The sequence below is a fragment of the Gordonia desulfuricans NBRC 100010 genome, from assembly GCF_001485495.1.
Lineage (GTDB): Bacteria > Actinomycetota > Actinomycetes > Mycobacteriales > Mycobacteriaceae > Gordonia > Gordonia desulfuricans.
Genome location: NZ_BCNF01000051.1, coordinates 1 through 24,679 on the forward strand (window position 1 = coordinate 1; position 24,679 = coordinate 24,679).

Below are 24,679 nucleotides of genomic sequence, written 5' to 3' on the forward strand. Positions count from 1 at the left end.
TCGGCTCAACCACCGAAAAAGCACCGCCTACTCACCGTTCCGGCAGTGCTCCCCCGACGCTCAAGGCGATCGCGGGCAGGGAGTTGCAGATCAGGTCGAGCAGTTCGTCGCGGGTCATCACGTCGGGGTCGGTGAGCCACGAGATGGTGACCTCCTCGACGAAGGTCACCCATCCGGACACGGCGACGCGCGCGCGTGGGGTCACCTCCAGACCGAAGGCGGGGGCGTGTTCGAGGACGCGGTCGACCATCACCGAGCGGGTGGCGTCGGCGGCCTCGCGGACGGCGGGGTCGGCGCTCGAGGAGCCGCGCAGGAAGGCGGTGTAGGCGCCGCCGTGTTCGCTGACGTAGTCGACGAACGCCGACAGCGAACTGGTCAGGATGGCGATCGGGTCGTCGAGGGAGTCGTCGGGAGTGGTGCAGGCGATCAGCTGCTCCCCCTGGGCACGCAGGATGGCCAGGTGGAAGTCCTGTTTGGAGGCGAAGTAGTGGAACAGCAGCGCCCGGGACACCCCGGCGACCTCGGCGATCGCATCGATGGTCACCTGGTCGAGCGGCTTCTCGTCGACCATCGCCATGCCGAGTGCGATCAACTGGTCGCGCCGGGCCTCGGGACTCATCCGGGTGCGGCGTCCGGAGCGGGCCGTGTTCGCTGTGGTCACGTGGACGATCCTAGCTTATTGATCTGTCGTCAATAGCTATTGACCGCGGTTCAATAGATGTCTATCGTGACTTCCATGACAACGCATGATGTAGAGATCGCGATCGTCGGGGCCGGGTTCTCCGGCCTCGGAGCCGCCATCAAGCTCACCCAGAGCGGCGTCGACGACTACGTGATCCTCGACCGCGGCCGCGACTTCGGCGGCACCTGGCGCGACAACACCTACCCCGGTGCCGCCTGCGACGTCGCGTCGAACCTCTACTCCTACTCGTTCGCCCCCAACCCCGACTGGTCGCGGACCTACTCGCACCAGCCGGAGATCCACCGCTACATCAACGCGGTCGCCGACGCCCACGGTGTCCGCGACAAGGCGCGCTTCGGCACAGAGGTCACTCACGCCGCGTGGGACGAGGACTCCCGGCACTGGCTCGTCGACACCACCACCGACGGCGTCGACACCCGGTACCGCGCACGCCACCTGGTCGGCGCGGTCGGACCGCTCTGTGAGCCCAACCTGCCCGACATCGACGGCATCGAATCGTTCGGCGGGACGGTGATGCACTCCGCGCGCTGGGACGACACCGTCGACGTCACCGGCAAGCGTGTCGCGGTGATCGGCACCGGCGCCTCGGCGATCCAGATCGTCCCCGAACTGGCCAAGACCGCCGGCCGGCTCGACGTCTACCAGCGCACCGCCCCGTGGATCGTGCCCCGCACCGAACGGCCGTACACCCCGCTCGAGCGGTGGGCGTTCAAGAACATCCCGCTCACCCAGACCGCGGGTCGAGCCGGGATCTACGCCTCCAACGAGCTCATCGCGTTCGGGATGACCTACTCCCCCGCCGCACTCAAGCCGGTCCAGGCACTGGCCCGCGCCAACATCTTCCGCGGCATCCGCGACGGCGCACTGCGTGCCGCGGTCACCCCGGACTTCCAGATCGGCTGCAAGCGAATCCTGAAGTCCAACAACTGGTATCCGACGCTGGACCGGCCGAACGTCGACCTGGTCACCACCGGCATCGACCACGTCACCCCCACCGGCATCGTCACCCGCGACGGCATCGCCCGCGAGATCGACATCCTGGTGGTGGCCACCGGCTTCCACGTCACCGACTCGCCGGTGTTCGACAGCATCGTCGGCGTCGGCGGCAACAGCCTGGCCGCGGTCTGGGCCGAGGGCGGAATGCAGGGCTACAAGGGCGGATTCGTGCACGGCTTCCCCAACCTGATGCTCATGGTGGGGCCGTCCACCGGCCTCGGGCACACCTCGATGGTGTACATGATCGAGTCCCAGCTGAACTATCTCGTCGACTACATCGCCACCACCCGCCGGCTCGGCGCCACCCGCACCGAGGTGACCGCCGACGCCCAGCAGCGCTACAACGCCGGCATCCAGCACAAGCTGCGCAACAGCGTGTGGGTCAACGGTGGATGCGGGTCGTGGTACAAGGACGAGCACGGCAACATCACCACCCTGTGGCCGGGCTTCACCTTCGACTTCCGTCGCGCGACGAAGACATTCGACGCCGACGCCTACGACATCCGCACCGACGCCCCGCTCACCGCGCCGGTGTCGGCCGACGCCGTCCCGGCAGTCACCGGCGCCTGAACGCCCACACGAAACGAGAGAAGAAGCACATGAAGGACTTTCGCGACAAGGTCGTCGTCGTCACCGGAGCCGGCTCGGGGATGGGCCGCGACCTCGCCGTCAAGCTCGCCCGGCTCGGCGCGAAACTCGCCATCTCGGACCTGAATCCGGCCGGCCTCGAGGTCACCGAGAACCTGATCCGCGAGACCGGCGCACCGGTACACAGTCAGATCCTCAACGTCGCCGAGCGCGAGGCCGTGCTCGACTACGCCCAGGCCGTCGTCGCGCACTACGGCACCGTCAACGTCATCTTCAACAACGCCGGGATCGCCCACCACGGCGAGATCGAACGCACCGAGTTCAAGGACATCGAGCGTGTCATGGACGTCGACTTCTGGGGAGTCGTGAACGGCACCAAGGCATTCCTGCCGCACATCATCGCCTCCGGCGACGGCCACATCGTCAACACCTCCTCGCTCTTCGGTCTGCTCGCCGAGCCCGGCCAGGCCGCCTACAACTCGGCCAAGTTCGCCGTCCGCGGCTTCACCGAGGCCCTCAACCAGGAGATGATCGTCGCCAAGCATCCGGTCAAGGTGACCTGCGTGCACCCCGGCGGGATCAAGACCGCGATCGCCCGCAATGCGACCACCTCCGGCGATCACGACGCCAAGGCCACCGCCGACTTCTTCGACAAGTACCTCGCACGGATGTCCTCGGAGGACGCCGCCGACGTGATCATCAACGGGGTCCGCAAGAACAAGGCCCGTGTCCTCGTCGGCACCGACGCCAAGGTCCTCGACATCTGGGTCCGTCTCGTGGCGTCGAAGTACCAGTGGGTGACCGCCAAGGTGACGGGACTGGCCCTGTCGAAGGCCTGAGATCGGCCCGGGCGGCGTCTGTGCTCGCTGCACGATGACGAGCTGCTCGACCAGCACACGGCCGCCGTCGCCGTCCGCTGGTCGAGCAGCGACGTGGCGGCCGCTGGGACCCGCCGCCACCTCCCCGGTGAAAACGGACGAGTCGGGCATCACATTCGGCGTCACCCGGTCGGAGGAACCTGCCGACATCGTGACCAATGCCCCTCCCGCCCGAGGTAAGCCGTACCTAGCGTGAGAGATGTAGTCACGTGAACGTGTCTGCGGCACGGGAAGGCGGCCTTGATGACAACCCCCGATCTCACGATCACCACACCACTCGCAGATCTCCCGATCTCGGCGTCGGCGCGGATTCTCGGGTTCACCGACACCTGCCCCGACGCGGTGCGGCGGCGTCTGGCCGGGCTCGGATTCGTTCCCGGCATCGAGGTCGTCAAGATGCGCCGCGCCCCGCTCGGCAGCCCATGCGTCTACCGCGTGATGTCCTACGAGATCTGCCTGCGCGCCCGCGAGGCGGCCTACATCGAGTGCACGCCCACCGCCGTCGACGACGCCGTGGACGGGGGACGGGCATGAGCGACTGCCACGACCCGGGCGGAACCGACCTGCCCGACGCCGACTCCACCGGCGCCCCGATCGAACGTGTCGCGCTGATCGGCAGTCCCAACGCCGGCAAGACCTCTGTGTTCAACGGACTCACCGGCCTTCGGCTGAAGACCGGAAACTATCCGGGTGTCACCGTGGCCCGGTCGGTCGGCCGGTGCAAGGTGCCCACGCCGGCCGGCGCCGTCCACGGCGACTCCGGAAAGGCCAAGGCGCACACCACCGTATATCTGGAAGACCTTCCCGGCGCCTACAGCCTGAACCCGATCTCGCCGGACGAACAGATCGTCGCCGACCTCATGGCCGGCCGGCTCGCCGGGACCACCGCACCCGATGCCGCGCTCGTCGTCGTCGACTGCACGGTGCTGCAGCGATCGCTGTCGCTGGTCTCCGAGACGCTCAATCTCGGGATCCCGGTCGCCGTCGTCCTGACCATGACCGACGAGATGGAACGCCGCGGCGGTCACGTCGACCCGCAAGGCCTCTCCGATGCGCTCGGTGTCCCGGTGCGCGCGGTGATCGGCACCCGCAAGTCGACGCTGGAATCGGTCCGCGAGTTGCTGGCCGACCCGGCGTCGTGGAGCCGTCCGGCGGTCGGGCCACCCGATGACGCCGGCCCCCAGCACGCCGACTGGGTGGCATCGGTACTCGAACTCTCGGGCTACCGGGCACCCGCCCCGCACGGCGGCACCGCGATGGTCGACCGCCTGCTGCTGCACCCGGTGGCCGGGCTGCTGGCCTTCCTGGTGTTCATGTTCTTGTTCTTCCAGGTGTTGTTCACCGTCGCGGCACCGTTCCAGGACTGGATCGAGCAGTTCTTCGGCTGGGCGGGCACGATGGTCGCCGACCATGTGTCCCAACCCATCCTGGCCGACTTCCTCTCGACCGCCCTGATCGGCGGCGTCGGCGGGGTGCTGGTCTTCGTCCCGCAGATCCTGCTGATGTTCCTGCTGATCTCGCTGATGGAGAACGTCGGCTACATGTCGCGGGCGGCATTCCTCACCGACCGGGTGATGAGCCGGGCCGGCCTCGAGGGGCGTGCCTTCGTCGCGCTGCTGTCGTCGTTCGCCTGTGCGGTCCCCGGCATCATGGCCACCCGTACCCTGCCGTCGTCGAAGGACCGGATCGCCACCGCGATGTCGGCGCCGCTGATCACCTGTTCGGCACGTCTGCCGGTGTTCGTGCTGCTCACCGGCATGCTGATCCCCTCGGACTCCCGGTTCGGCCCCGTCCAGACCCAGGGTGCGGTGATGTTCGGGCTGTACCTGCTCGGAGCGGTGTCGGCGATGACCGCGGCCACGGTCCTCAAGCGCACCAAGTCGCTGCGCAGTGGCCTGATGCCGTTCTACATGGAGATGCCGCCGTATCGCATGCCGTCGCTCAAGTCGGTGGTCATGATGATGTGGGACTCCACCCGGATGTTCCTGCGCAAGGTCGGCAAGATCATCCTGCTCACCTCGATCGTGCTGTGGCTGCTGCTGTCGCTGCCCGCACACACCGAGCAGGCCGACCAGGTGCGCACCGATGCCGTTGCTGCTGCCGTCGCCGACGGTGCGACCGCCGACGAGGCCGACGCCGCCGGTGAGGCAGCATCGCGCTCGTATGTGATGGACAACAGCTTCGCGGCGTCGATCGGCAAGTTCGTCGAGCCGGTGTTCGCACCGCTGGGCTTCGACTGGCGGATCGACACCGGCATCCTCGGATCGTTCTCCGCCCGCGAGGTCGTGGTGTCGACACTCGGTCAGATCGCCGCCGCAGAGGACCCCGAGGATCCGGGGACGGCCCTGAGCGAGATGACCTACACACAGGGCCCGCACGAGGGTGAGAAGGTGTTCACCCCGCCGACGATCGTCGCGATGCTGCTGTTCTTCGTCTATGCGCTGCAATGTATGTCGACCGTCGGTGCGATCCGTCGCGAGACCAACTCGTGGCGCTGGCCGGTGATCGCGTGGACATACATGTTCGTGCTCGCCTGGGTGGCCGGCTATCTCGGTCACGTCATCACCGCAGCCGTCACCGGGTGAGGCCATGACGTCGCGGGAACGGCCGGTGATGTTGCTGCCGGCACCCACCGATCCGGCCGATCCCTCGGTGATCCGCTGGCGGGTGGGGCCCGGCCTGGTCCGGATGGACGGCGAGGTGCCGGCGACGCAGCTGCCCGGCGAGCTGCGGGCACTCGTCGACGCCGGCGTGCTCGAGGCGGTGCGGGTGCAGCCCGGTCGTGTCGACACCCGGCTGGCCGCCGGGCACGATCCGCGCACCGACGGCTCCGCCGTACGCGATGCCCTGTTCACGGTGCTCTCGCGCCCGGGCGGCTGGCCGGTCGCCGATGTCACGCCCGCGGTCGCCGCGACGGCACCCTCGGGACACCGACTCGACGACGCGGTGCAGGCCGGGGCCGACGCCGAACTGGCCGACGGCGTGCGGTCGGTGCTGGCCGGTGAGTTCGGCGGCTACACCGCTTCACACGGCGGCCGGGTGGAACTGGTCGACGTGGTCGGCGGGGTGGTGACCGTCCGGATGGGCGGTACCTGCCATGGCTGTGCGGCCGCCACGGTGACCCTGCGACAGAATCTCGCCATCCGTCTGCGCTCGCTGCCCGGTTTCACCGAACTGCGCAGTATCGGATGATCGGGGCGGCGGTCTCACCGACCGCCGCGCCGGCCTCAGATGCCGTGCTCGCCGAGCCAGTCCACCGCGAGATCACGGGGCTCGGCCCCCGACTGCACCTTGCGGGCCATGGTCGCCAGGTCGGCGGTGGTGATCTCGCCGGCGACCTTGTTGATCGTCTTGACCTGGTCGCTGCCGAGGGCCGCGGTGCGGTAGACGGGTACGAGGTCCTCGGCGCGGGGGCCGACGGTCACGGGCGGCGCGCTCTGCGGGGCCGATCCGGCCGGGGTGCTGGTCCCGGGCGACTGTTCGGGCACCGGCAGGGACTGCACCTTCCCGGCCGGACCTTCCGTGTCCTGTGCGGCGAGCTGCAGCGGGGACAGGATGCCCACCGCGGTGCCGGTGGCCACGCGCGCGACCACCGCGTGCACGTCGGTCAGGGTCTGCACCGGTCCCAGCCGGCAGCCGGCGTCGGCGAGGACATGCAGTGTCGCCTCGGACGGCGTGCCGGTCACCGCCACCGGGAGGCCGGCGGGCAGCCGCGCACAGCCGGACAGGTCGGTGACGCCGGTCGACGTGGCCAGCGAGATGGCCACCACCAGTTGCGGCGCATTGGTCACCGGGGTCGGGTCCCCCACCGAGACTCCCTGCGGCAGAGAACGATTGAGGTCGTTGTAGGTGTCCTCGGAGGTGGTCGGGGCGAGTTCGGGGGCCAGGCCGGCGAGCAGGGTTCCGGTGAAGGCACCGAACAGGTCCACCTCGGTGCGGGCCATCATCGACAGCAGCTGCGCGTCGTCACCGATCACCACGTCGCCGGAGACGGCGGTACCGGAGTTGCGCAGCGCCCCGGCATAGATCTCGGCCATCACCGACATCGCGGGCGTCCCGTCGGAACCCATCACCAGCGGATGCGGCGCCGAGGTGGAGCCGCAGCCGGCAAGGACGCCGACCACCAGCATCAGGGCAGCGAACGTGGGGATCAGCAGACGGATTCGCACGGCGTTCACGCTAGTGGGGCGGTGATCATGCGCGCGGGCGGGGGCGTCGTGCGCGGTCGCGTCGGGGCACATGAGGCGATCCTACGGTCAGCCCGGCGACGACCGAGGTGTTCGGACCGGCAGGCCCGCCCGATGGGCGTAGCATCCACCACGTGCCCCAGATCCCGAACCTCCGACCGGGAAGCCGCGGGATCGCCGCACGACGCGACCGACGGCCACTGCCGCACATCCCGGTACCGGTCGCGCGGGCGGTGGTCGACTGTGCGATCTACATCGACGGGGTGCGCCAACCCGGTCGGATCGCCTACGCCGACGCCTTCCGCACGGTCCGCGACAGCGGCGAAGGCTTCGTCTGGCTGGGACTCCATGCCCCCGACGACGACCAGATGACCGGTGTCGCCGAGGTTTTCGGTCTCCACGAGCTCGTCGTGGAAGATGCGGTGCACGCCCATCAGCGGCCGAAGCTCGAGATCTACGACGACATCCAGTTCCTCGTCCTGCGCACGGTCAAATATGTCGAGCACGACTCCATCGAGCAGGCCAGCGAGGTGGTCGAGACCGGCGAGATCATGATCTTCGTCGGACCCGACTTCGTGATCACCGTCCGTCACGGCGACCACACCCATCTGTCGGGGGTCCGGCACCGGCTCGAGGAACGCCCCGAGCGGCTCCGTGAGGGTCCGACAACGGTGATGCATGCGATCAGCGACCTCGTCGTCGACAGCTATCTGGCCGTGAGCGAGAAGATGGAGGACGACATCCTCGACATCGAACGTGCGGTGTTCGGGGCGCAGAAGAACTGGCTCAACATCGAGCCGGTGTATCTGCTCAAACGCGAGGTGCTCGAGTTGCGCCGGGCGGTCACGCCTCTGGCCGGGCCGTTGTCGAGGATCACCGCCAACGGCAATGCGCTGGTGCCCAAGGAGGTTCGGCGCCACTTCCGTGACGTCGCCGATCACCTCGCCACCGTGATCGAGCATGTGGTGGAGTACGACGAGTTGCTGAGCTCGCTGCTCGACGCCGCCGCGACCAAGGTGAGCATCCAGCAGAACGGCGACATGCGCAAGATCTCGGCATGGGTCGCGATCGGCGCCGTCCCGACCATGGTGGCCGGGCTGTACGGGATGAACTTCGAGTACATGCCCGGCTCCGACGACCGCCCCGGGTTCTTCATCGTGGTGGTCGCGCTGGTGCTCGCCTGCGTCGGACTGTGGGCGGTGTTCCGGCGTCACCACTGGCTGTGACGGCCGGGTCGTCACATGGTGGCGGGGCTGCGGTGCGGGTCGGTGACGTCGATACCCGCCTCGGACCACGCCTCCCGTAGTGCGTCAACACCTTTCAGACGCATCCAGGCCGCCTCGTTGGCGGTGATCGGAACCGCCCGCAGAAACCGGACGGGATCCATCGGATCGGGCAGCGAGAGTTGGCCCAGCACATCATCGTCGGTGATGAATGCGGTGAAAGGCGCACCGTCCCACAGCGGTTCACCGAGGTCGAGCAGCGCATCGGTACCCAGGATCAGACCCTCGACGGCCGGTGCCGCAGCCAGCGTCGCCATCCGGCGGTGCAGCCCCGGCAGGGCCACCCCGGCCTGCAGCCGCACCACGAGTTCGACGCGCGGTCCGCGCACCGGATCCGGGTTGAGATCCCCCGGGTCCGACATCGGGTGCCGAGCGCACCCCACCGTCACATAGGTGACCTCCGCATCGGCGGCGAAGCGCACCACGTCGATGGGCTCCACCCCCAGAAAGGTGACCGAGGCCCGCTGCGGTTGTCCGCCGAAGGACTCGACGAGGTGACTGTTGATCAGGTCGGTCACAGAAGCACTCACGCGTCAACGGTAGCGTTTGCGGCCTCGACGTCGTGAACGAGCCGACCAGCAGCCCCGGGCACACGCTAGCCTGGGACGGTGGTGAATGTCCTGGCCGTCGCGGACGAGGTGGTGGACTCGCTCACGCTCGGACGCGGGGCGATCGGACACCCCGACCTCGTCCTGGCTGCCGGTGACCTGCCGTTCGACTACCTCGAGACCCTGGCCACCGTCTACGACGTGCCGTGTGTCTTCGTTCCCGGCAACCACGACCGCGACCTGGGCGGATACCGTCGCGGACGCACCGGCTGGACGCGTGCGGGCATGCCGGCCACCTCCCCCGGCCCGGCCGGCGCGGTCAATGCCGACGGGCGGACGGTGACGGTGGCGGGACTGCGGATCAGCGGGCTCGGGGGCAGCCCGCGCTACAGCGACGGACCGAATCAGTACAGCGAGTCACGCCAGCGCATGCGGTCGTGGGGACTGCGGCTGCGCCCACGCACCGCACGCCCGCACATCCTGCTGACCCACGCCCCCGCCCGTGGGGTCGGCGACGCCGACGACCGCCCGCATCGCGGATTCGCCTGCTACCACGGCCTCGTCGCCCATCTGCGGCCGACACTGCTGATCCACGGACACATCCACCCCTACGGCGCACATCCCGCCGACCGGCCCATCGGCACCGGCACCGTGTCGATGAACGTCGTCGGATACTGCCAGTTCGAGATCGACCCCGCCACCGGCGACGTCGAGGTGATGAGGCGCAGACATGGCGCGTGACACCGGTTTTCCCGACGCCGACGCCGAGAACGACTTCCAGCGCATGCGGCGGCATGCCGAACTGGCCCGCCTCACCCAGTGGTTCACCCGCCAACCCGCCGACGTCAACACCATCCTGCCCTTCGACGAGGTCGTCGCCGCCCTCGGCCGCACCGGTGAGACCGCCCTCGGCCTGTTGCCGGTGGAGGTCTCCTCGATCGTCGGAAGCGTGGACCGCACAAAGGATTTCGACAGGTACTTCCGCCCCACGTCCTCACGGATCCGGGAACGGTGGCAGCGCCTGGCGGCGGCCCAGCGGCGCGGCGAGTCGGTGCCCCCGGTGCGGCTCTACCGGATCGGGACGATGCACTTCGTGATCGACGGACACCACCGGATCTCGATCGCCATCGCCCGGCACCTGCACACCATCGACGCCTACGTCACCGAGATCCACACGCGGATCTCACCGGAGGGCATCAACGTGACCGGCGACCTGATCCTCAAGGACCACCGCCGGCTGTTCCTCACCCGGGTGCCGCTGCCCACCGCGCAGGCGGAGGTGATCCGCTTCGGCGACCCGTTCGACTACGCCGAACTCGCCGAATGCGTGGAGGCGTGGGGGTTTCGTGCCGCCCAGGAGATCGGCGAGTTCATCAGCCGCACCGATGTGGCGCGCCGCTGGTTCGGCGAGGAGTTCCTCCCGGTGGTGCGCATGGCCCGGCGCGCGAACGTCCGGCCCGACCTCACCAGCGACTCCGAGCTGTACCTGTGGCTCGCCTGCGAACGCTACCGGCTGGTGCGCAAACACATCTGGGACGACGCGATCATCGACGAACTCCGCGACCACCCGCCACGCCGCCGCTGAACGGTCCCCGGTACCGCCCGTCACGGCCGGCGCCGGGGACACCGTTCAGCGCAGGTTCAGGCCCGACTCCTGGTCGAAGACCGCGACCTTGGCCGGGTCGAACCACAGCTCGGCGCGCGTCCCCCGACGCACCTGCGATTCCGGCGAGAGTCGCGCGATCATCTGTCCCCCACCGAGGTCGGCACCCGACTCCGCCGACAACTCGGCCAGCGCATCGTTGGCCGAGCGGGCCGACCCGATCGTGAAGTAGGCGTAGTTGTCCGATCCCATCGACTCGAGGACGTCGACGTCGGCGTCGAAACTCTTTCCCCGCGAACGGGTGTCGGCATCGAGGAGCGCCGCGTCCTCGAGATGCTCGGGGCGGATGCCGATCAGCACATGACCATTGCTGTGCACCGCCGACGCCTTTGCGGTGACCGACTGGTGATCGTGCAGCGGGATGGTGCCGATCGGGGTCGAGATCCCCTGCGCTCCCAGCGTTCCGGGCAGAAAGTTCATCGCCGGGGAGCCGATGAACCCGGCCACGAACACATTGGCGGGCTGGTTGTAGAGCTCCTGCGGGGTACCGATCTGCTGCACGTGGCCCGAACGCATCACCACGACCCGATCGCCGAGCGTCATCGCCTCGGTCTGGTCGTGGGTCACATACACCGTCGTGGTGCCCAGACGTGCCTGCAGACGGGCGATCTCGGCGCGCATCTGCACGCGCAGCTTGGCGTCGAGATTCGACAGCGGCTCGTCCATCAGGAACGCCTTGGGCGAGCGGACGATCGCCCGGCCCATCGCCACGCGCTGACGCTGACCACCGGACAGGTTGGCGGGCTTGCGATCCAGGTACGGTCCGAGGTCGAGAATCCGCGCGGCCTCGTCGACCTTGGTCCGGATCTCGTCCTTGGGCAGCTTGGCGAGGGTGAGCGGGAAGGCGATGTTGTCGCGCACCGACATGTGCGGGTAGAGCGCGTAGCTCTGGAACACCATCGCGATGTCGCGGTCCTTGGGTGCGCGCTCGTTGACCCGTTGCCCCGCGATCCGCAGCTCACCGTCGGTGATGTCCTCCAGGCCGGCGATCATGTTGAGCGTGGTGGACTTTCCGCACCCGGAGGGCCCGACCAGGATGATGAACTCGCCGTCGGCGATCTCGACGTTCACGCCGTGTACCGCGGTCGAACCGTCGGGGTACTGCTTGGTGACATTGTCCAGGACGATATCTGCCATGGGGTTATCCCTTCACCGCACCGGAGGTCAGCCCGGCGACGATTCGACGTTGGAAGAAGAGCACGAAGATGATGATCGGAATGGTGATGACGACGGCGGCCGCCGCGATCGACCCGGTCGGTTCCTCGAATTGGGTGCTGCCGGTGAAGTTCGCGATCGCCACCGGGGCGGTGATGGCCCGCTCGGTCGACGTCAGCGACAGGGCGAGCAGCAGGTCGTTCCAGGCGAAGATGAACACCAGGATCGCCGCGGTCACCACACCCGGCGCCGCCAGCGGTGCGATCACCTTGCGGAACGCCTGCCACGGTGTGGCGCCGTCCATCTTGGCGGCCTTCTCCAGCTCCCACGGGATCTCCCGGAAGAACGCCGAGAGCGTGTAGATCGCCAGCGGCAGCGCAAAGGTGATGTACGGCAGGATCAGACCGGCCCACGTGTCGAACAGCCCGATCCGGCGCTCGATGTTGAACAGCGGGGTGACCAGCGAGATCTGCGGGAACATCGCGATCAGCAGAGCCGCACCGATCAGCAGCCGCGTACCCGGGAAGTCCAGGCGCGCGACCGCATAGGCGGCCATCGTGCCGAGGATCACCGCGATCACGGTGGTGATCAGCCCGATCCCGATCGAGTTGATCAGGGCGCTGGTGAAGGCACTCGTGGAGAAGATGCCGGAGTAGTTCTCCAGCGTCCACTCCCGCGGGAAGAAGTTGCCGTCGGTGACGCTCGACGGCGGCTTGAACGACAGGCTGAGGATCCACAGCAGCGGGATGATCGCGTACAGGACGACCAGGATGTTGGCGATCGCCCACCAGAACTTGGACTTGACGCTGTGTGCCACCGGGCCCTACCTCCCCTCGGAATCGGAACCCGGCGCGGCGGTGCCGAATACCTTGATGAAGATGAACGCGATGATCGCGACGCAGATGAAGATCAGGATCGAGATCGCCGATCCCACGCCGAGATTGAACGCCTTGAACAGGTTGTCGTAGCCGAGCATCGAGACCGAGTACGTGTTGTTGGAACCCCTGGTGAGCACGTAGATGTTGTCGAACACCCGGAATGCGTCGAGGGTGCGGAACAGCAGCGCGACCAGGATCGCCGGCTTCATCAGCGGAAGGATGATGCGCCACAGGCGCGTCCACGCCCCGGCACCGTCGACCTGGGCGGCCTTGAGTAGATCGTCGGGCACCAGGGCCAGACCGGCCAGCAACAGCAGCGCCATGAACGGGGTGGTCTTCCACACCTCGGCGAGCACGATGATCGCCAGCGACGGCCACTGTTCGGTCAGTGGCGCGCTGCCGTCGGGCAGCAGGTTCGCGAGATAGCCGGTGCCCGGGGTCCAGGCGTAGTACCACGAGAACGCCGCGGCGACGGTCACGATGCCGTACGGGATGAGCACCACGGTACGAATCGTGCCGCGGCCGAACAGGGTTCGATGCATGACGAGTGCGATCGCCATACCCAGGACGAACTCGATGATCACCGACACCACCGTGATACCCACGGTGACACCGAATGCCGTCCACCAGTATCCGTCACTCAGCACGGTGCCGTAGTTGGAGAACCAGACGAACTCGCGTTCACCCGGCGCCGACAGGCTCGCCTTGTTCAGCGACAGCCAGACCGCGTAGACGATCGGATAGCCGGTGACCAGCGCCATCATCAGGACCGCGGGCAGGACCAGCCAGAACGCCAGTCGCCGTTCGGCTTTCTTGCCCTCGCTCAGCCGCGCCGGCTTGCGCTCGGGCTCCGGTTGCGGGGCCACCGCGGTGGCGACTCCCGCGGGCGCGGGGGCCGGTGCCCACCGGTCGTCCCCGCCGGCGGCACCCGCCGGTGCGATCTCCGCGGGTCGGGTCACCTTGCCGAGATCGGCCACGGGATCTCCGGTGCCGCGGCCGGCGGGACCCGAACCGCCCGGGTCGTCGGGGGCCTTCCAGATCTCCGAATGCACCGTGGGACCGAAGGTGTGCGGTTGCGTCACGTCCAGACCACGGTCATCCGACGGCTGACGCCCGGAACCCGGCCCGGCGTCGGGCATGGAATGCCGTCCGCGACGCGGGTTCTCGTCGTCGTTGCCCCCGGTGGCGGAATTGTCGCCGGTCGTGGGATTGTCACCGGTCATGGGATGAGCCCCTCCCCGTTGATCGCCTTGCGGACGGCGTCGGCCAGCTGATCGACGAGCACCTCGGGATCCCAGGCGCCGACGGGCGAGAGCTTGGCCTGCACCAGCGTCGAGATCGCCTGATAGTCGGGTGACTTCGGGCGTGACACGGCGTGACCGGCCTCCAGCTGCTGCCTGATGAGATCGCTCATCGGGTACGTCGCCTTGAACTCCTGGTCGTCGTAGAGCTCCCGGTTCACCGGCGGTGTCCCCGCGTTGATCGCATAGTACTTCTGCGCGGTCTGGCTGGTGATGCACGCCGCCGCCCTGAAGGCGAGGTCGCGCTGTTTGGACGTGCTGGCCACCGCGATGTTCAGACCGCCGATCGTACTGCGGGCCTGCATCGTCGGGCTCACACCGGGATAGGCGGCGAAGTCGAACTTCTCCCGGATCTTGGCGTTGATCGGAGCGAGCTGACGCAACTGCTCGACGGTCGGCGGGTTGTCCAGACCCGACAGGAAGTCCTTGTACTGACCGAGGTCGGTCAGGAAGGGCACACTGCCCGCGGCACCGTTCTCACGGATGCCGCTGAACACGAAGGGCCAGTTGACCTCATAGATCGCCTTGCCGCTCTCCATCCCGAGGCGTGCCGCGCCCTCGTCGGAGTTGGTCAGCGACGGGTCGTGACCGGGCGCGGTCGCGATCTGCTTCATCACCGTCAGCGCCTTGACCGTCGCCGCGCGATGCTCGGGGGTGTCGTCGAGCGTCACCTTGTTCGGGTCCTCGGGATCGACGACCTGCCCGCCGGCACTGGCCAGCACCGAGTTGAACCACACCATCAGGCCCTCGTACTGACGGCCCTGCACCATGATCCAGGTCGGTCCGCCCGTGGCGCCGCTCTTCGCGGCGTCGGCGAGCATGGCGTCCCACGTGGATGCCGGCGCCCGCTGCCCGAGGTCACGCACGACGTCCTTGCGGTACCAGAGCAACTGCGTGTTGGTCCAGATCGGGATCGCGTACAGGTGCTGACGATCGTCGGAGGGAGTGCGCCACAACGCGGTGTCGAGCGGACCACCGAGCGTGGACCGGGTGACCTCGGCGGCGAGATCCTCGGGTACCGGCACCAGCCAGCCCGCATCGGCGAACTCGGCGGTCCACACCACGTCCATGCCCATCAGGTCCAGGCTGTGGTCGTTGCCGGCCAGCCGCCGGGCGAGCTGCAGACGCTGGTCGTCTGCGCCCTTGGGCAGGGAGGTGGTGACGATCCGGTATTCACCGTTGGACTCTGCCGAACACTTGTCGGCCTGCGCCGCGATCGAATCCGCACCGTCGGCAGGCGGATACAGGTGCAGGACCCCCTCCTCGTAGCCCGAACCGCAGGCCGAGACCACCGGAATCGCCACGGCCAGCGCCGCGGCGGCGACGAGTGCCTTTCTCTTCAGCCCCCGAACCGGTTGCCGACTCCGACCAGCAATGCCCGTCCTTCGCCGCACGCAGCCTCCTCGATGTCGTGGATCTCGGGGGCAGGCGTCGAACACACGCCCCCGCAATCGTCTGGAGGTTACGCTAGACCCAGGCCCGTGTGACGATCAACACAATCGGGATGAACGTGCCATTTCGCGGCCGATCGTGACGTGCCCGTGTTGTTCGGTTCGGGGTTGCCACATCGGGGATTCGGCATCGTGGTGCACCGGTACCGTCGCCATCCGGGTACCGGTGTGATCCCCGCCTCGTCCGGGCCGGACAGGGCCCACGGGTACCCGGTGTGATGGGTGCCACCGGCGATCCGAGAACGTTGCGGCCCCGGCGATCTGCACTCGACCCGCGGACGTTCAGGGGTCGAGGCGACTCAGGGGTTGAGACGGGCGAGCATGTCGCGGGCCTTCTCCGCACTCTTGGGATCGCAGAGGACGTCGTAACGCCCGGCGACCAGCTGCATGGTGGAGGCGAAGTCGCGCTGACCGCGGGTCGCCGCGTACGGGATGGTGGCCGAGATCAGGCCGAAGACGATGCCGCCGACCAGGCCGAAGAGGATGGGTACCAACGGGTTTCCGGTGACGACCAGGGACACCAGCAGACCGAAGAACAGGCCCAGCCATGCGCCCGAGACGATGCCGCCGCCGATCACCTTGCCCCACGTGAGACGACCGATCACACGCTCCACCTGCATCAGGTCGACGCCGACGATGGTGACGTCCTCGACGGTGAAGTGCTCGTCGGACAGGTAGTCGACCGCGCGCTGCGCCTCGGCGTAGGTCGTGTACGAACCGATCGGCCAGCCCTTCGGTGGCGTCGGCAGACCCGGCGTCTGACGCGACGGCTGCATCGGGTTGCTCACTGTTCTGTCCTCCCAGTCACTACCCTTGCTCTCATGTCGGCGGTGAGCAAGGTGTTCGTGGCCAGGTTAGTCGGATTGGCCGTCCTTGGTCCCGACGGTGAGTCGATCGGTCGTGTCCGCGATGCGGTGATCGCCGTGCGTATGCCGGGCCAGCAGCCACGCGCGTTGGGCCTGGCCGTCGAATTGACCACGCGACGGCGCATCTTCGTGCCGATGCTGCGGGTCACCTCGATCGAGCCGGGCGCGGTGACCCTCAACACCGGGACCGTCAGTCTGCGCCGGCTGCACCTGCGTCCGGGAGAGGCGCTGGCGATCGGCCAGCTGCTCGACACCCGGGTCCGGATCGACGATCCCGATCTCGACGATCTGGCCGACGTCGACGTGACCGTGGTCGACCTCGGGCTCGAACGCACCCGCACCCGTGACTGGGTGGTCTCGCGGGTCGCCATCCGGCCGGTGCGGCGCGGACTGCGGCGCGGGGAGACCCATGTCGTGGACTGGCGACATGTCCACGGCCTCAACCAGGCCGCGCTCGAACTCCCCGGGCAGGGGGTGGCGCTGGCGCTGCTGCAGTTCGAGGGTATGCGCGCGGCCGACGTCGCCAACGCGCTGCGGGAGCTGCCCACCAAACGGCGCGACGAGATCGCCGCGGCACTCGACGACGAACGGCTCGCCGACATCCTGCAGGAGCTGCCGCCCGACGACCAGACCGACCTGCTCGCCCACCTCCACGTCGACCGGGCCGTCGACATCCTCGAGGCGATGGATCCCGACGACGCCGCCGACCTCCTCGGCGAACTGCCCGACACCGAGGCCGAGTCGTTCCTGAGCCGGATGGACCCCGAGGAGTCCGAGCCGGTGCGCCGGCTGCTGACCCACTCCCCCGACACCGCAGGCGGTCTGATGACCTCCGAACCGATCATCGTCGACCCGTCGACGACGGTCGCCGAGGCGCTCGCCCGGGTACGCGACCCCGACATGACCCCGGCCGCGGCCAGCCTGGTGTTCGTCGTGCGCCCGCCGACGTCCACCCCGACCGGGAAATACCTCGGGTGTGTGCACATGCAGGCGCTGTTGCGCGAACCCCCCGCCAACATCGTCGGCGGCATCCTCGACACCGACCTCGCCCATCTCAGTCCGGAGGACTCCCTGGAGACCGTCACCCGCTACTTCGCCACCTACAACCTCGTGTGCGGGCCGGTGGTCGACGATCAGCGGCATCTGCTCGGCGCGGTCAGCGTCGACGACCTCCTCGACGAGCTGCTGCCGCGTGACTGGCGCGAGACCGAGCCCGCCGACGAGGTGACGCCGTGACCGAATCACGAGGCCGTCGTCTCGACACCCCCCGCGAATCGCGGCGACCGAGGTTCAACCTCGACTCCGACATCGTCGGCGTCTACAGCGAACGCGTCGCCCGATTCCTGGGCACCGGACGCTACCTGGCCATCCAGACGGTGATCGTGATCGTGTGGATCGCACTGAACCTGTGGGCGATCGCGATCCGCTGGGACCCGTACCCGTTCATCCTGCTCAACCTGGCGTTCTCCACCCAGGCCGCCTACGCCGCCCCGCTGATCCTGCTGGCCCAGAACCGGCAGGAGAACCGCGACAAGGTGTCGCTGGAGGAAGACCGGATGCGTGCCGCCCAGACCAAGGCCGACACCGAGTTCCTGGCCCGCGAGCTGGCCGCGGTACGACTGGCCGTCGGCGACACCGTCACCCGCGACTATCTGCGCAAAGAGCTCGACGACCTGCTCGACGAGCTCACCGATCGCCTCGCCGCCCGGGCGGAGGGGCTCGACCGGCCCGCCGACGGCCGAGGCCACCACGGCGACGATCGTGGCCGGGGCGAGCAGCGCGGTTCCGGCCATCGAGATGCAGATGGTGAATCCGGGGTTCCGTTCCGCGACAATCGGAGCTGATTGTATGGTGGTCCCCATCGGCCGAAGGTGAGTTGCGCCACGTCGCACCGACCCACTCGGACCGAGATCGCTCTCACGGGGGGCGGGGGAATCGTGCGATGGAACATGATGGGGTGTGACGACGTGACAGGGCTGTGTGCAGCGCCAGGGGATGTTGCGGCGCGCGTGGTTCGTGCGGTGCCCGACAGTGCCGCAATAATCGAAGTTCTTGGCGGCGCAACACTGACAACCATTGCAGCACAGGGTGTTTCGATGTCCACGAATCGAGCCGGCCGATGAGGGCGCCCCGGTTGTTCCGCCGTTCCCGCGGCCCGCGCCGCAACGGTCCGGTGTCGCGGCGCGTGGTCACCGTCGGTGCCGGCAGCGCCCTGGTCGCCGCGATGGTGCTCGGTGCCGCCACCTCCAGCGCCCACGAGTCGGTGGTGCCCATCGCCGCCGACGACACCCCGCACTCGGTGGCCGATGTGGCCGTCGCCGCGCCGGTGGCCCTGCTCGGATTCGCCCCGCCGGCCGCTCGGCCCGCCGCGGCCGCGGCCACCCCGCAGCTACGCCTGGCCGCCGATCTGCCGACCGGGCCGCTCGGCATCCCCGGTGTGGTGCTGCAGGCCTACAAGCTGGCCGCGAACCGGGTGGCCGCCGAGTCACCGGCATGCAAACTCCCCTGGTTCCTGCTCGCCGGGATCGGCCGGATCGAGTCCAATCACGCGAGCAACGGATCGGTGGACCAGTTCGGCACCACCATCAACCCGATCGCCGGGCCGGTCCTGGACGGAACGCTGGCCGGTAACGAGGTGATCCGCGACACCGACGGCGGTGCCGTCGACGGCGACCCGAACCACGACCGCGCGATGGGGCCGATGCAGTTCATCCCCAGCACCTGGAAGGCATGGGGCACCGATGCCAACGGTGACGGCAAGGCCGACCCGAACAACATCTTCGACGCCACCTACTCCGCGGGCCGCTACCTGTGCGCCGGGGTCACCGACATCATGAGCGACGACCACAAGGTGTCCGCGGTGATGCGGTACAACCATTCACTCGAGTACGCCCGCAACGTGCTGTCGTGGGCGGCGGCCTATGCCACCGGTGCGATGCCGACCAACCCGATCCCCGAACCGAAGCGTGCCTCGACGTCGACGTCGAAGAGCCCGTCGCGGCCGTCGTCGTCGCGGCCCAGCGGCCCGTCGTCGGCGCCGTCGGTACCCGGGTCGCCGAGTCCGAGCACCCCGACCCAGCAGTGCTTCGGTCCGGTCTGCCTGCCGCCGGGGATCACCGTGCCCGGCCAGCCCGCACCTGCACCGACACCGTCGCCCAAGCGGACCACACCGACCACCACACCGGCCCGGTGACCGGCTGTGCCGTCCCGGTGACCGGTGCGCCGACCGCGGATCGGGGTCGTCGTGACCGGCGGCTAGGCTGGTGGAGATGACTACCGGAGTGACCCCCAGCGAATCCGCGGTCCGCGCAGCCCTGTCGAAGGTGTCGGACCCCGAGATCGGCAAGCCCATCACCGACCTGGGCATGGTGAAGTCGATCGCCGTCAACGACGACGCGAGTGTCGACGTGACGGTGTATCTGACCACCTCCGGTTGTCCGATGCGCACCGAGATCAGCGGGCGGGTCGAGCGCGCCGTCGCCGACGTCCCCGGTGTCGGCACCGTGCGCGTGGACCTCGACGTGATGGACGACGCCCAGCGGTCCGAGCTCCGCAAGAAGCTACGCGGCGATTCCGCCGAGCCGGTGATCCCGTTCGCCCAGCCCGGTTCGCTCACCCGCGTGTACGCCGTCGCCTCCGGCAAGGGCGGTGTGGGCAAGTCGTCGGTGACGGTGAACCTGGCGTGTGCCCTCGCCGAGCGCGGCCTGTCGGTGGGCGTACTCGACGCCGACATCTACGGCCATTCGGTCCCGCGCATGCTGGGCAGCGACGCCAAGCCGACGCAGGTCGAGAAGATGATCATGCCGCCCATCTCGCACGGGGTGAAGTTCATCTCGATCGGCCAGTTCACCAGCGGGAACACGCCGGTCACCTGGCGTGGACCGATGCTGCACCGCGCGCTGCAGCAGTTCCTCGCCGATGTCTACTGGGGCGACCTCGACGTGCTGCTGCTCGATCTGCCGCCGGGCACCGGTGACGTCGCCATCTCCATCGCACAGCTGATCCCGGGTGCGGAGATCCTGGTGGTCACCACCCCGCAGCAGGCGGCCGCCGAGGTGGCCGAACGGGCCGGTGCGATCGCCCTGCAGACCCGCCAGAAGATCCTCGGCGTGGTCGAGAACATGTCGTGGATGGAACTGCCCGACGGCACCCGGATGGAGCCGTTCGGGTCCGGTGGCGGCCAGACCGTCGCCGATCGCCTCACCCGTATGGTCGGCGCGAACGTCGACCTGCTCGGTCAGGTCCCGCTCGAGACCGCGCTGCGGGAGGGCGGCGACGCCGGGCAGCCGGTCGTGCTGTCGGCACCGGAGTCGGCGTCGGGTTCGGCATTGCGGGCGATCGCCGACAAGCTCGCGGTGCGGCGTCGTGGACTGGCCGGCATGAGTCTGGGCATCGACACCACACGCCACAACTGACCCGGACACGCCACAACTGACCCGGCGCCACCGGGATACCGCCGTCAGACAGCGGCGGCGGTTGTCGCCCGGTGCAGTCTTCGACGCGCACGCCCATCACCATCACGCCCGCTCACCGCGATCACGCCGGATCGCCGCGGACGATCACCCGACCGATTCAGGTCGCGTCCCAGTCGGTGATGTCGTGGTTGCCCTTCGCCGGGGTGTGCGCCGGGTCGGCGGCCGGCTGTGACCGCGCCGACGGGTCGGCACCGGGGGTCGAGGCGGGGCCGGAGGTCTTCGTCAGGGACGGTCCGGCGGGCTCCGGCGGGGTGGGAACCGGGGACGACACCGGCTTGACCGGCGGGATCTCGGTGGCCGACTTCAACGACGACGCGGCGTCGGTGAAGGTGTTGAGCACCGAGTCGTCACCGTTGAGCAGATGTTTGGTGACCAGCGCCTTGGGTGTCATGCCGCGCAGCTCGTTGAGGTCCGACAGCGGTTTGCGCAGGTCGTCGAACTCCGGACCCAGCTCGTTCTTCAGCTGGTCGCTCGCTCCGGTGGCGTAGTCGCGCACCTTGCGGATCGACTGCATGGTCCAGCTGATCGCGCCGGGCAGTCGTTCGGGCCCGAGGATGATGAGCCCGGCTGCGATCAGCACGACGATCTCGCCCCAGCCGATACTGCTGAACATTGCGCGCTTCCTGACTCAGTCGCTGGCCGGGGTGATCGTGCCGTCGAAGGTGCGACCGTCCCGCCAATAGGTGAACTTGACCGGCTCACCGATCTTCGCGGTCCGCACCGCCACCGTCAATTCGTCGGCACTCTCGATGGGCCGTCCGCCGAACGAGGTGATCACATCGTTCTCGCGAAGCCCGGCCTTGGCCCCCGGTCCGCCGTCGACGACGTTGCGGATCTGCGCGCCCAGCACGCGGTCGTTGCGGACCGAGCTGGCGTTGACGCCGATCTGGGGGTGGTTGACCTTGCCGTCCTTGATCAGCGCCTGGGCGATCGGCACGGCCTGGTCGATCGGGATGGCGAACCCGAGGCCGATCGATCCGCCGCCGGGCACCAGGCCCGCGGTGTTGATCCCGACCACCTTGGCGTCGTTGTCGACCAGGGGGCCACCGGAGTTGCCGGGGTTGATCGCGGCGTCGGTCTGGATGGCGTCGATCACCGCGTCGGTGTCGGACTCGGAATCGGGCCGCAGCGGCACCGCACGATTGAGCGCGCTGACGATGCCGCTGGTGACGGTGCGGTCGAGACCCAGCGGCGAACCGAAGGCGATGACCTCCTCGCCGATCTGCAGGTCGTCGGAGTTGCCGAGGTTCGCCACGGTCAGGTTGGCGACGTTGTCGACCTTCAGTACCGCGAGGTCGGTGCGCGGGTCGCGTCCGGCGATCCGTGCGGTCACCCGGTTGCGGTCGAAGAAGACCACCTCGAGTTTTACGTTGCGGTCGTTCGCGGCCATGGAGATGACGTGGTTGTTGGTGAGGATGTAGCCCTCACGGTCGATCACGAACCCCGACCCGGTGGCATAGGCGCTGCTCGTGCGGACGTCGATCGCGACGACCGATCGTTCGACGGCCTGGGCGACCCGCGCGACCGATGAGCGTGCGGTGGTGTCGTCGTTCTTGTCCGCGGTGGACAGTTCGACGGTGTCGCTGTTGAGCGGCGCGGCGACCTCCGCGGTGAACCGGCCCATCAGGCCGCCGACCACACCGATCAGCAGGGCGATCACCACGAGGGTGGCCAGCGCGTGCCAGGCGATGCGGCGGCCGAACAGGACGTCGCGGACCCCGAGCTTGGGGCCGGGGGTGGTGGGCGCGACGGTCTCGGCGGACATGGCGGGTCTGCTCAGCGAGGCCATGCTCTCCGGATCGCGCCACGGGTCGGCGGGAGGTTCGGGCTCGTCGGTCTCGCCGAAGGTGGCGAGCGGATCACGCTGCAGGGACTCGTCGCTGCCCTCGGGACGGCCGAATGCCTCGGCGAGTACCGGATCGGGAGCGGCGACCTGCGGCTGCGGGGAGTCGGTGCGGCGGCCCGCCGGCGCGAACGATCCGGCGACCCCGGAGGGACGGCCGAAGACCTGTGCGGTGCCGGGCGACACCGGTGCGTGACGACCGCCGGGTGCCGGAGCCGTCACGGCCGGCGTCACCGCGGGAGCCGCCGAGGCGGTGCGGTGTTCGACGGTGGGCCGCTCGGACGCGGTGTCGGCGGGGGTCGCCCGGTGTCCCGGGGTACCCGGCTGACCCGAACGGTTCGGGTGTTCGGCCGTCACGTCGTCGGCGCCGTCGGGCGCAGGGGTCGAGGGAGTGGTCGGCGGCTGTGCCGTGCGCTCGAAATCCACGTCTCAGCGGCCCCGCCACCGATTCATCCGCCCGCGGGTGACCGGCGGCGGTGTGCCGGGGAGGTCGGTGGGGCCGTCGGCTCGACGCCCCTCGCCCGCCCGGCCGTGGGCGGCCTGGTCGTGCATGTCGTGCGCTGCCTGATCGCGCATGTCGAACTCACGGGTCGGGATCTGGCTGAGCTGGCCGAGCAGACCGGTCGGGATGGAGACGGTGCCCGACGAGCGCAGGCGGGCACGCGCGGCCGTCTGGGCGTCGACCGCTGCGACACACTCGGGGCACAGGGCGAGATGGTGGGTGGCCCGCATGTGCGCGGTCATGCCGAGCTCGCCGTCGACGAAGGCGGCGACCGCCTCCGGGGCGAGGTGTTCGGTGGGGGCGAACCGGCGATCACCGGGTCCGGCGGGCCGCCGGATCGGCGCGAAGGAGGATCGTGCGGGAGTCCAGGAGGAGGCGTTCCACACCGATCGACGGCGGCGCATGCTCTCCGCGGACTCCGGGTGGTCGGTCATGTCACCGGCATCGGGTTGCCGTCGTGGGCCGTCCATCATCGTTTCGCCTTCACCCCTTTCGACACGTACCGGTGCTCTCGCGTGCGCGCCATGCGGGCCTGGACCCTACCGGCGACATCGCTGCGACCACGGTACGCGTGTTCCGCGTCGTCGTGGTCGACGCTTCAGCCTATCCGACACCCTCAACGACCGACCGCGCCCTGGGGTTCCCATCTCCGGCCGTCGACCTCGCGGATGCATCCGGTCGGGAAACGGGCCGGGAGGTCGTGGGGTCAGCGACCGATCGCGACCGAGCGCCGGTCGGTGTGACCGTTCGCCTGGAGATGGTCACGGATGGTCTGCCGGCCGCGGTGGATGCGGCTACGCACCGTTCCGAGCTTGACCCCGAGGGTGGTGGCGATCTCCTCGTAGGACAGACCCTCGATGTCACACAGGACCACTGCGGCACGGAACTCCGGACTCAGCGAGTCGAGTGCGGCCTGCAGGTCGGCGTCGAGGTTCGCATCGGCGTAGAGCTGCTCGGGGTCGGGGGTGTCGCCGGGGACCCGGTCGTACTCCTCGGGCAACGCCTCCATGCGGATCTTGTTGCGGCGGCGCACCATGTCGAGGAACAGGTTGGTGGTGATGCGGTGCAGCCACCCCTCGAACGTTCCCGGGCGGTAGTTCGACAACGAGCGGAACACGCGGATGAAGGTCTCCTGGGTGAGATCCTCGGCGTCGTGCTGATTGCCCGACAGGCGGTACGCGAGCCGGTACACACGATCGGCATGCTCACGAACCAGTTCATCCCAGGAGGGCATGAACATCTCGTTTCCGGTGGCGTCGAATCCCGCCGTACCGGTGGGGACCGTCTCGGTGGACGCCTCGAGCTCTGTCATCGTCGGTGGCCGGTTCCTTCCTCGCAACCCGTCATCACGCTGGCTCGCGT

The 24,679-nt window shown here is 68.8% G+C and carries 24 protein-coding genes; 12 read left to right on the forward strand and 12 right to left on the reverse strand.

Going from position 1 to position 24,679, the window contains the following annotated elements; translation table 11 throughout:
• Nucleotides 1–31 precede the first annotated feature (31 nt).
• Complete coding sequence (locus tag GD1_RS08945; RefSeq protein ID WP_059036790.1) at nt 32–619, reverse strand: TetR/AcrR family transcriptional regulator; 588 nt, start codon at nt 617–619, stop codon at nt 32–34.
• A gap of 117 nt (nt 620–736) precedes the next feature.
• Between GD1_RS08945 and GD1_RS08950 the strand changes: the two genes are divergently transcribed.
• The 5 genes from GD1_RS08950 (at nt 737) to GD1_RS08970 (ending at nt 6,357) form a co-directional block, all read left to right on the forward strand.
• Nucleotides 737–2,269 carry a flavin-containing monooxygenase gene (locus GD1_RS08950; RefSeq protein WP_059036768.1) on the forward strand — a complete coding sequence of 511 codons (1,533 nt, stop codon included), beginning with the start codon at nt 737–739 and terminating at the stop codon, nt 2,267–2,269.
• A gap of 29 nt (nt 2,270–2,298) precedes the next feature.
• Nucleotides 2,299–3,126, forward strand: coding sequence for an SDR family NAD(P)-dependent oxidoreductase (locus GD1_RS08955; RefSeq protein WP_059036769.1), 828 nt, complete (start codon nt 2,299–2,301; stop codon nt 3,124–3,126).
• A 282-nt stretch (nt 3,127–3,408) separates the two neighbouring features.
• A complete protein-coding gene (locus GD1_RS08960; protein ID WP_059036770.1) occupies nt 3,409–3,699 on the forward strand; it encodes a FeoA family protein in 291 nt (96 codons plus the stop codon).
• Nucleotides 3,696–5,750, forward strand: coding sequence for a ferrous iron transporter B (gene feoB, locus GD1_RS08965; protein WP_059036771.1), 2,055 nt, complete (start codon nt 3,696–3,698; stop codon nt 5,748–5,750). The genes GD1_RS08960 and feoB overlap by 4 nt, the downstream gene beginning before the upstream one ends.
• Nucleotides 5,751–5,754: 4 nt before the next feature.
• On the forward strand, nt 5,755–6,357 hold the full coding sequence (locus GD1_RS08970) for a NifU family protein (RefSeq protein WP_059036772.1): 603 nt from the start codon (nt 5,755–5,757) through the stop codon (nt 6,355–6,357).
• A 35-nt stretch (nt 6,358–6,392) separates the two neighbouring features.
• Here GD1_RS08970 and GD1_RS08975 read toward each other — a convergent pair whose 3' ends face one another.
• A complete protein-coding gene (locus tag GD1_RS08975; protein WP_059036791.1) occupies nt 6,393–7,295 on the reverse strand; it encodes a type 2 periplasmic-binding domain-containing protein in 903 nt (300 codons plus the stop codon).
• Between the two features lie 200 nt (nt 7,296–7,495).
• On the opposite strand from GD1_RS08975, the gene GD1_RS08980 reads away from it, so the two are divergent.
• Nucleotides 7,496–8,578, forward strand: a complete 1,083-nt coding sequence (locus GD1_RS08980) for a magnesium and cobalt transport protein CorA (RefSeq protein WP_174519032.1) — start codon at nt 7,496–7,498, stop codon at nt 8,576–8,578.
• Nucleotides 8,579–8,589: 11 nt separating this feature from the next.
• Here GD1_RS08980 and GD1_RS08985 read toward each other — a convergent pair whose 3' ends face one another.
• Nucleotides 8,590–9,165, reverse strand: coding sequence for a suppressor of fused domain protein (locus GD1_RS08985; protein WP_053778000.1), 576 nt, complete (start codon nt 9,163–9,165; stop codon nt 8,590–8,592).
• A 78-nt stretch (nt 9,166–9,243) separates the two neighbouring features.
• Between GD1_RS08985 and GD1_RS08990 the strand changes: the two genes are divergently transcribed.
• Together GD1_RS08990 and GD1_RS08995 are read left to right on the forward strand one after the other, a co-directional pair.
• Nucleotides 9,244–9,924 (forward strand): metallophosphoesterase family protein, encoded by a 681-nt coding sequence (locus GD1_RS08990; RefSeq protein WP_053778001.1) that lies wholly within the window; start codon nt 9,244–9,246, stop codon nt 9,922–9,924.
• The gene (locus GD1_RS08995; RefSeq protein ID WP_020792397.1) at nt 9,914–10,768 is read left to right on the forward strand and encodes a hypothetical protein; all 855 of its coding nucleotides are present in this window, start codon (nt 9,914–9,916) and stop codon (nt 10,766–10,768) included. The genes GD1_RS08990 and GD1_RS08995 overlap by 11 nt, the downstream gene beginning before the upstream one ends.
• A gap of 45 nt (nt 10,769–10,813) precedes the next feature.
• Here the strand turns inward: GD1_RS08995 and GD1_RS09000 are convergent, their stop codons facing one another.
• The 5 genes from GD1_RS09000 to GD1_RS09020 form a co-directional block, all read right to left on the reverse strand.
• On the reverse strand, nt 10,814–11,983 hold the full coding sequence (locus GD1_RS09000; protein WP_053778002.1) for an ABC transporter ATP-binding protein: 1,170 nt from the start codon (nt 11,981–11,983) through the stop codon (nt 10,814–10,816).
• A gap of 4 nt (nt 11,984–11,987) precedes the next feature.
• Nucleotides 11,988–12,818, reverse strand: coding sequence for a carbohydrate ABC transporter permease (locus GD1_RS09005; protein WP_020792395.1), 831 nt, complete (start codon nt 12,816–12,818; stop codon nt 11,988–11,990).
• Nucleotides 12,819–12,824: 6 nt separating this feature from the next.
• On the reverse strand, nt 12,825–14,102 hold the full coding sequence (locus GD1_RS09010) for a carbohydrate ABC transporter permease (RefSeq protein ID WP_082366003.1): 1,278 nt from the start codon (nt 14,100–14,102) through the stop codon (nt 12,825–12,827).
• Entirely contained in the window at nt 14,099–15,523 is a 1,425-nt protein-coding gene (locus GD1_RS09015; protein WP_082366011.1) for an extracellular solute-binding protein, read from the reverse strand. Before GD1_RS09015 ends, GD1_RS09010 begins: the two co-directional genes overlap by 4 nt.
• A 407-nt stretch (nt 15,524–15,930) precedes the next feature.
• Nucleotides 15,931–16,419, reverse strand: coding sequence for a YflT domain-containing protein (locus GD1_RS09020; protein WP_020791551.1), 489 nt, complete (start codon nt 16,417–16,419; stop codon nt 15,931–15,933).
• Between the two features lie 33 nt (nt 16,420–16,452).
• On the opposite strand from GD1_RS09020, the gene GD1_RS09025 reads away from it, so the two are divergent.
• From GD1_RS09025 to GD1_RS09040, 4 genes are all read left to right on the forward strand, one after another.
• Complete coding sequence (locus GD1_RS09025; RefSeq protein ID WP_053778003.1) at nt 16,453–17,733, forward strand: magnesium transporter MgtE N-terminal domain-containing protein; 1,281 nt, start codon at nt 16,453–16,455, stop codon at nt 17,731–17,733.
• Entirely contained in the window at nt 17,730–18,341 is a 612-nt protein-coding gene (locus GD1_RS09030) for a DUF1003 domain-containing protein (protein WP_053778004.1), read from the forward strand. Before GD1_RS09025 ends, GD1_RS09030 begins: the two co-directional genes overlap by 4 nt.
• Before the next feature lie 275 nt (nt 18,342–18,616).
• Entirely contained in the window at nt 18,617–19,690 is a 1,074-nt protein-coding gene (locus GD1_RS09035; protein ID WP_059036773.1) for a lytic transglycosylase domain-containing protein, read from the forward strand.
• Between the two features lie 76 nt (nt 19,691–19,766).
• Entirely contained in the window at nt 19,767–20,912 is a 1,146-nt protein-coding gene (locus GD1_RS09040; RefSeq protein ID WP_059036774.1) for an Mrp/NBP35 family ATP-binding protein, read from the forward strand.
• Nucleotides 20,913–21,069: 157 nt separating this feature from the next.
• Here GD1_RS09040 and tatB read toward each other — a convergent pair whose 3' ends face one another.
• The 4 genes from tatB to sigE form a co-directional block, all read right to left on the reverse strand.
• Nucleotides 21,070–21,585, reverse strand: a complete 516-nt coding sequence (gene tatB / locus GD1_RS09045) for a Sec-independent protein translocase protein TatB (protein WP_059036775.1) — start codon at nt 21,583–21,585, stop codon at nt 21,070–21,072.
• Between the two features lie 15 nt (nt 21,586–21,600).
• The gene (locus GD1_RS09050; protein WP_059036792.1) at nt 21,601–23,049 is read right to left on the reverse strand and encodes a S1C family serine protease; all 1,449 of its coding nucleotides are present in this window, start codon (nt 23,047–23,049) and stop codon (nt 21,601–21,603) included.
• Nucleotides 23,050–23,244: 195 nt separating this feature from the next.
• Nucleotides 23,245–23,790, reverse strand: a complete 546-nt coding sequence (locus GD1_RS25190; RefSeq protein ID WP_053778006.1) for a hypothetical protein — start codon at nt 23,788–23,790, stop codon at nt 23,245–23,247.
• A 233-nt stretch (nt 23,791–24,023) separates the two neighbouring features.
• Nucleotides 24,024–24,629: an RNA polymerase sigma factor SigE gene (gene sigE / locus GD1_RS09060; protein WP_020793416.1), complete on the reverse strand. Its 606-nt coding sequence runs from the start codon at nt 24,627–24,629 to the stop codon at nt 24,024–24,026.
• Nucleotides 24,630–24,679 lie beyond the last annotated feature (50 nt).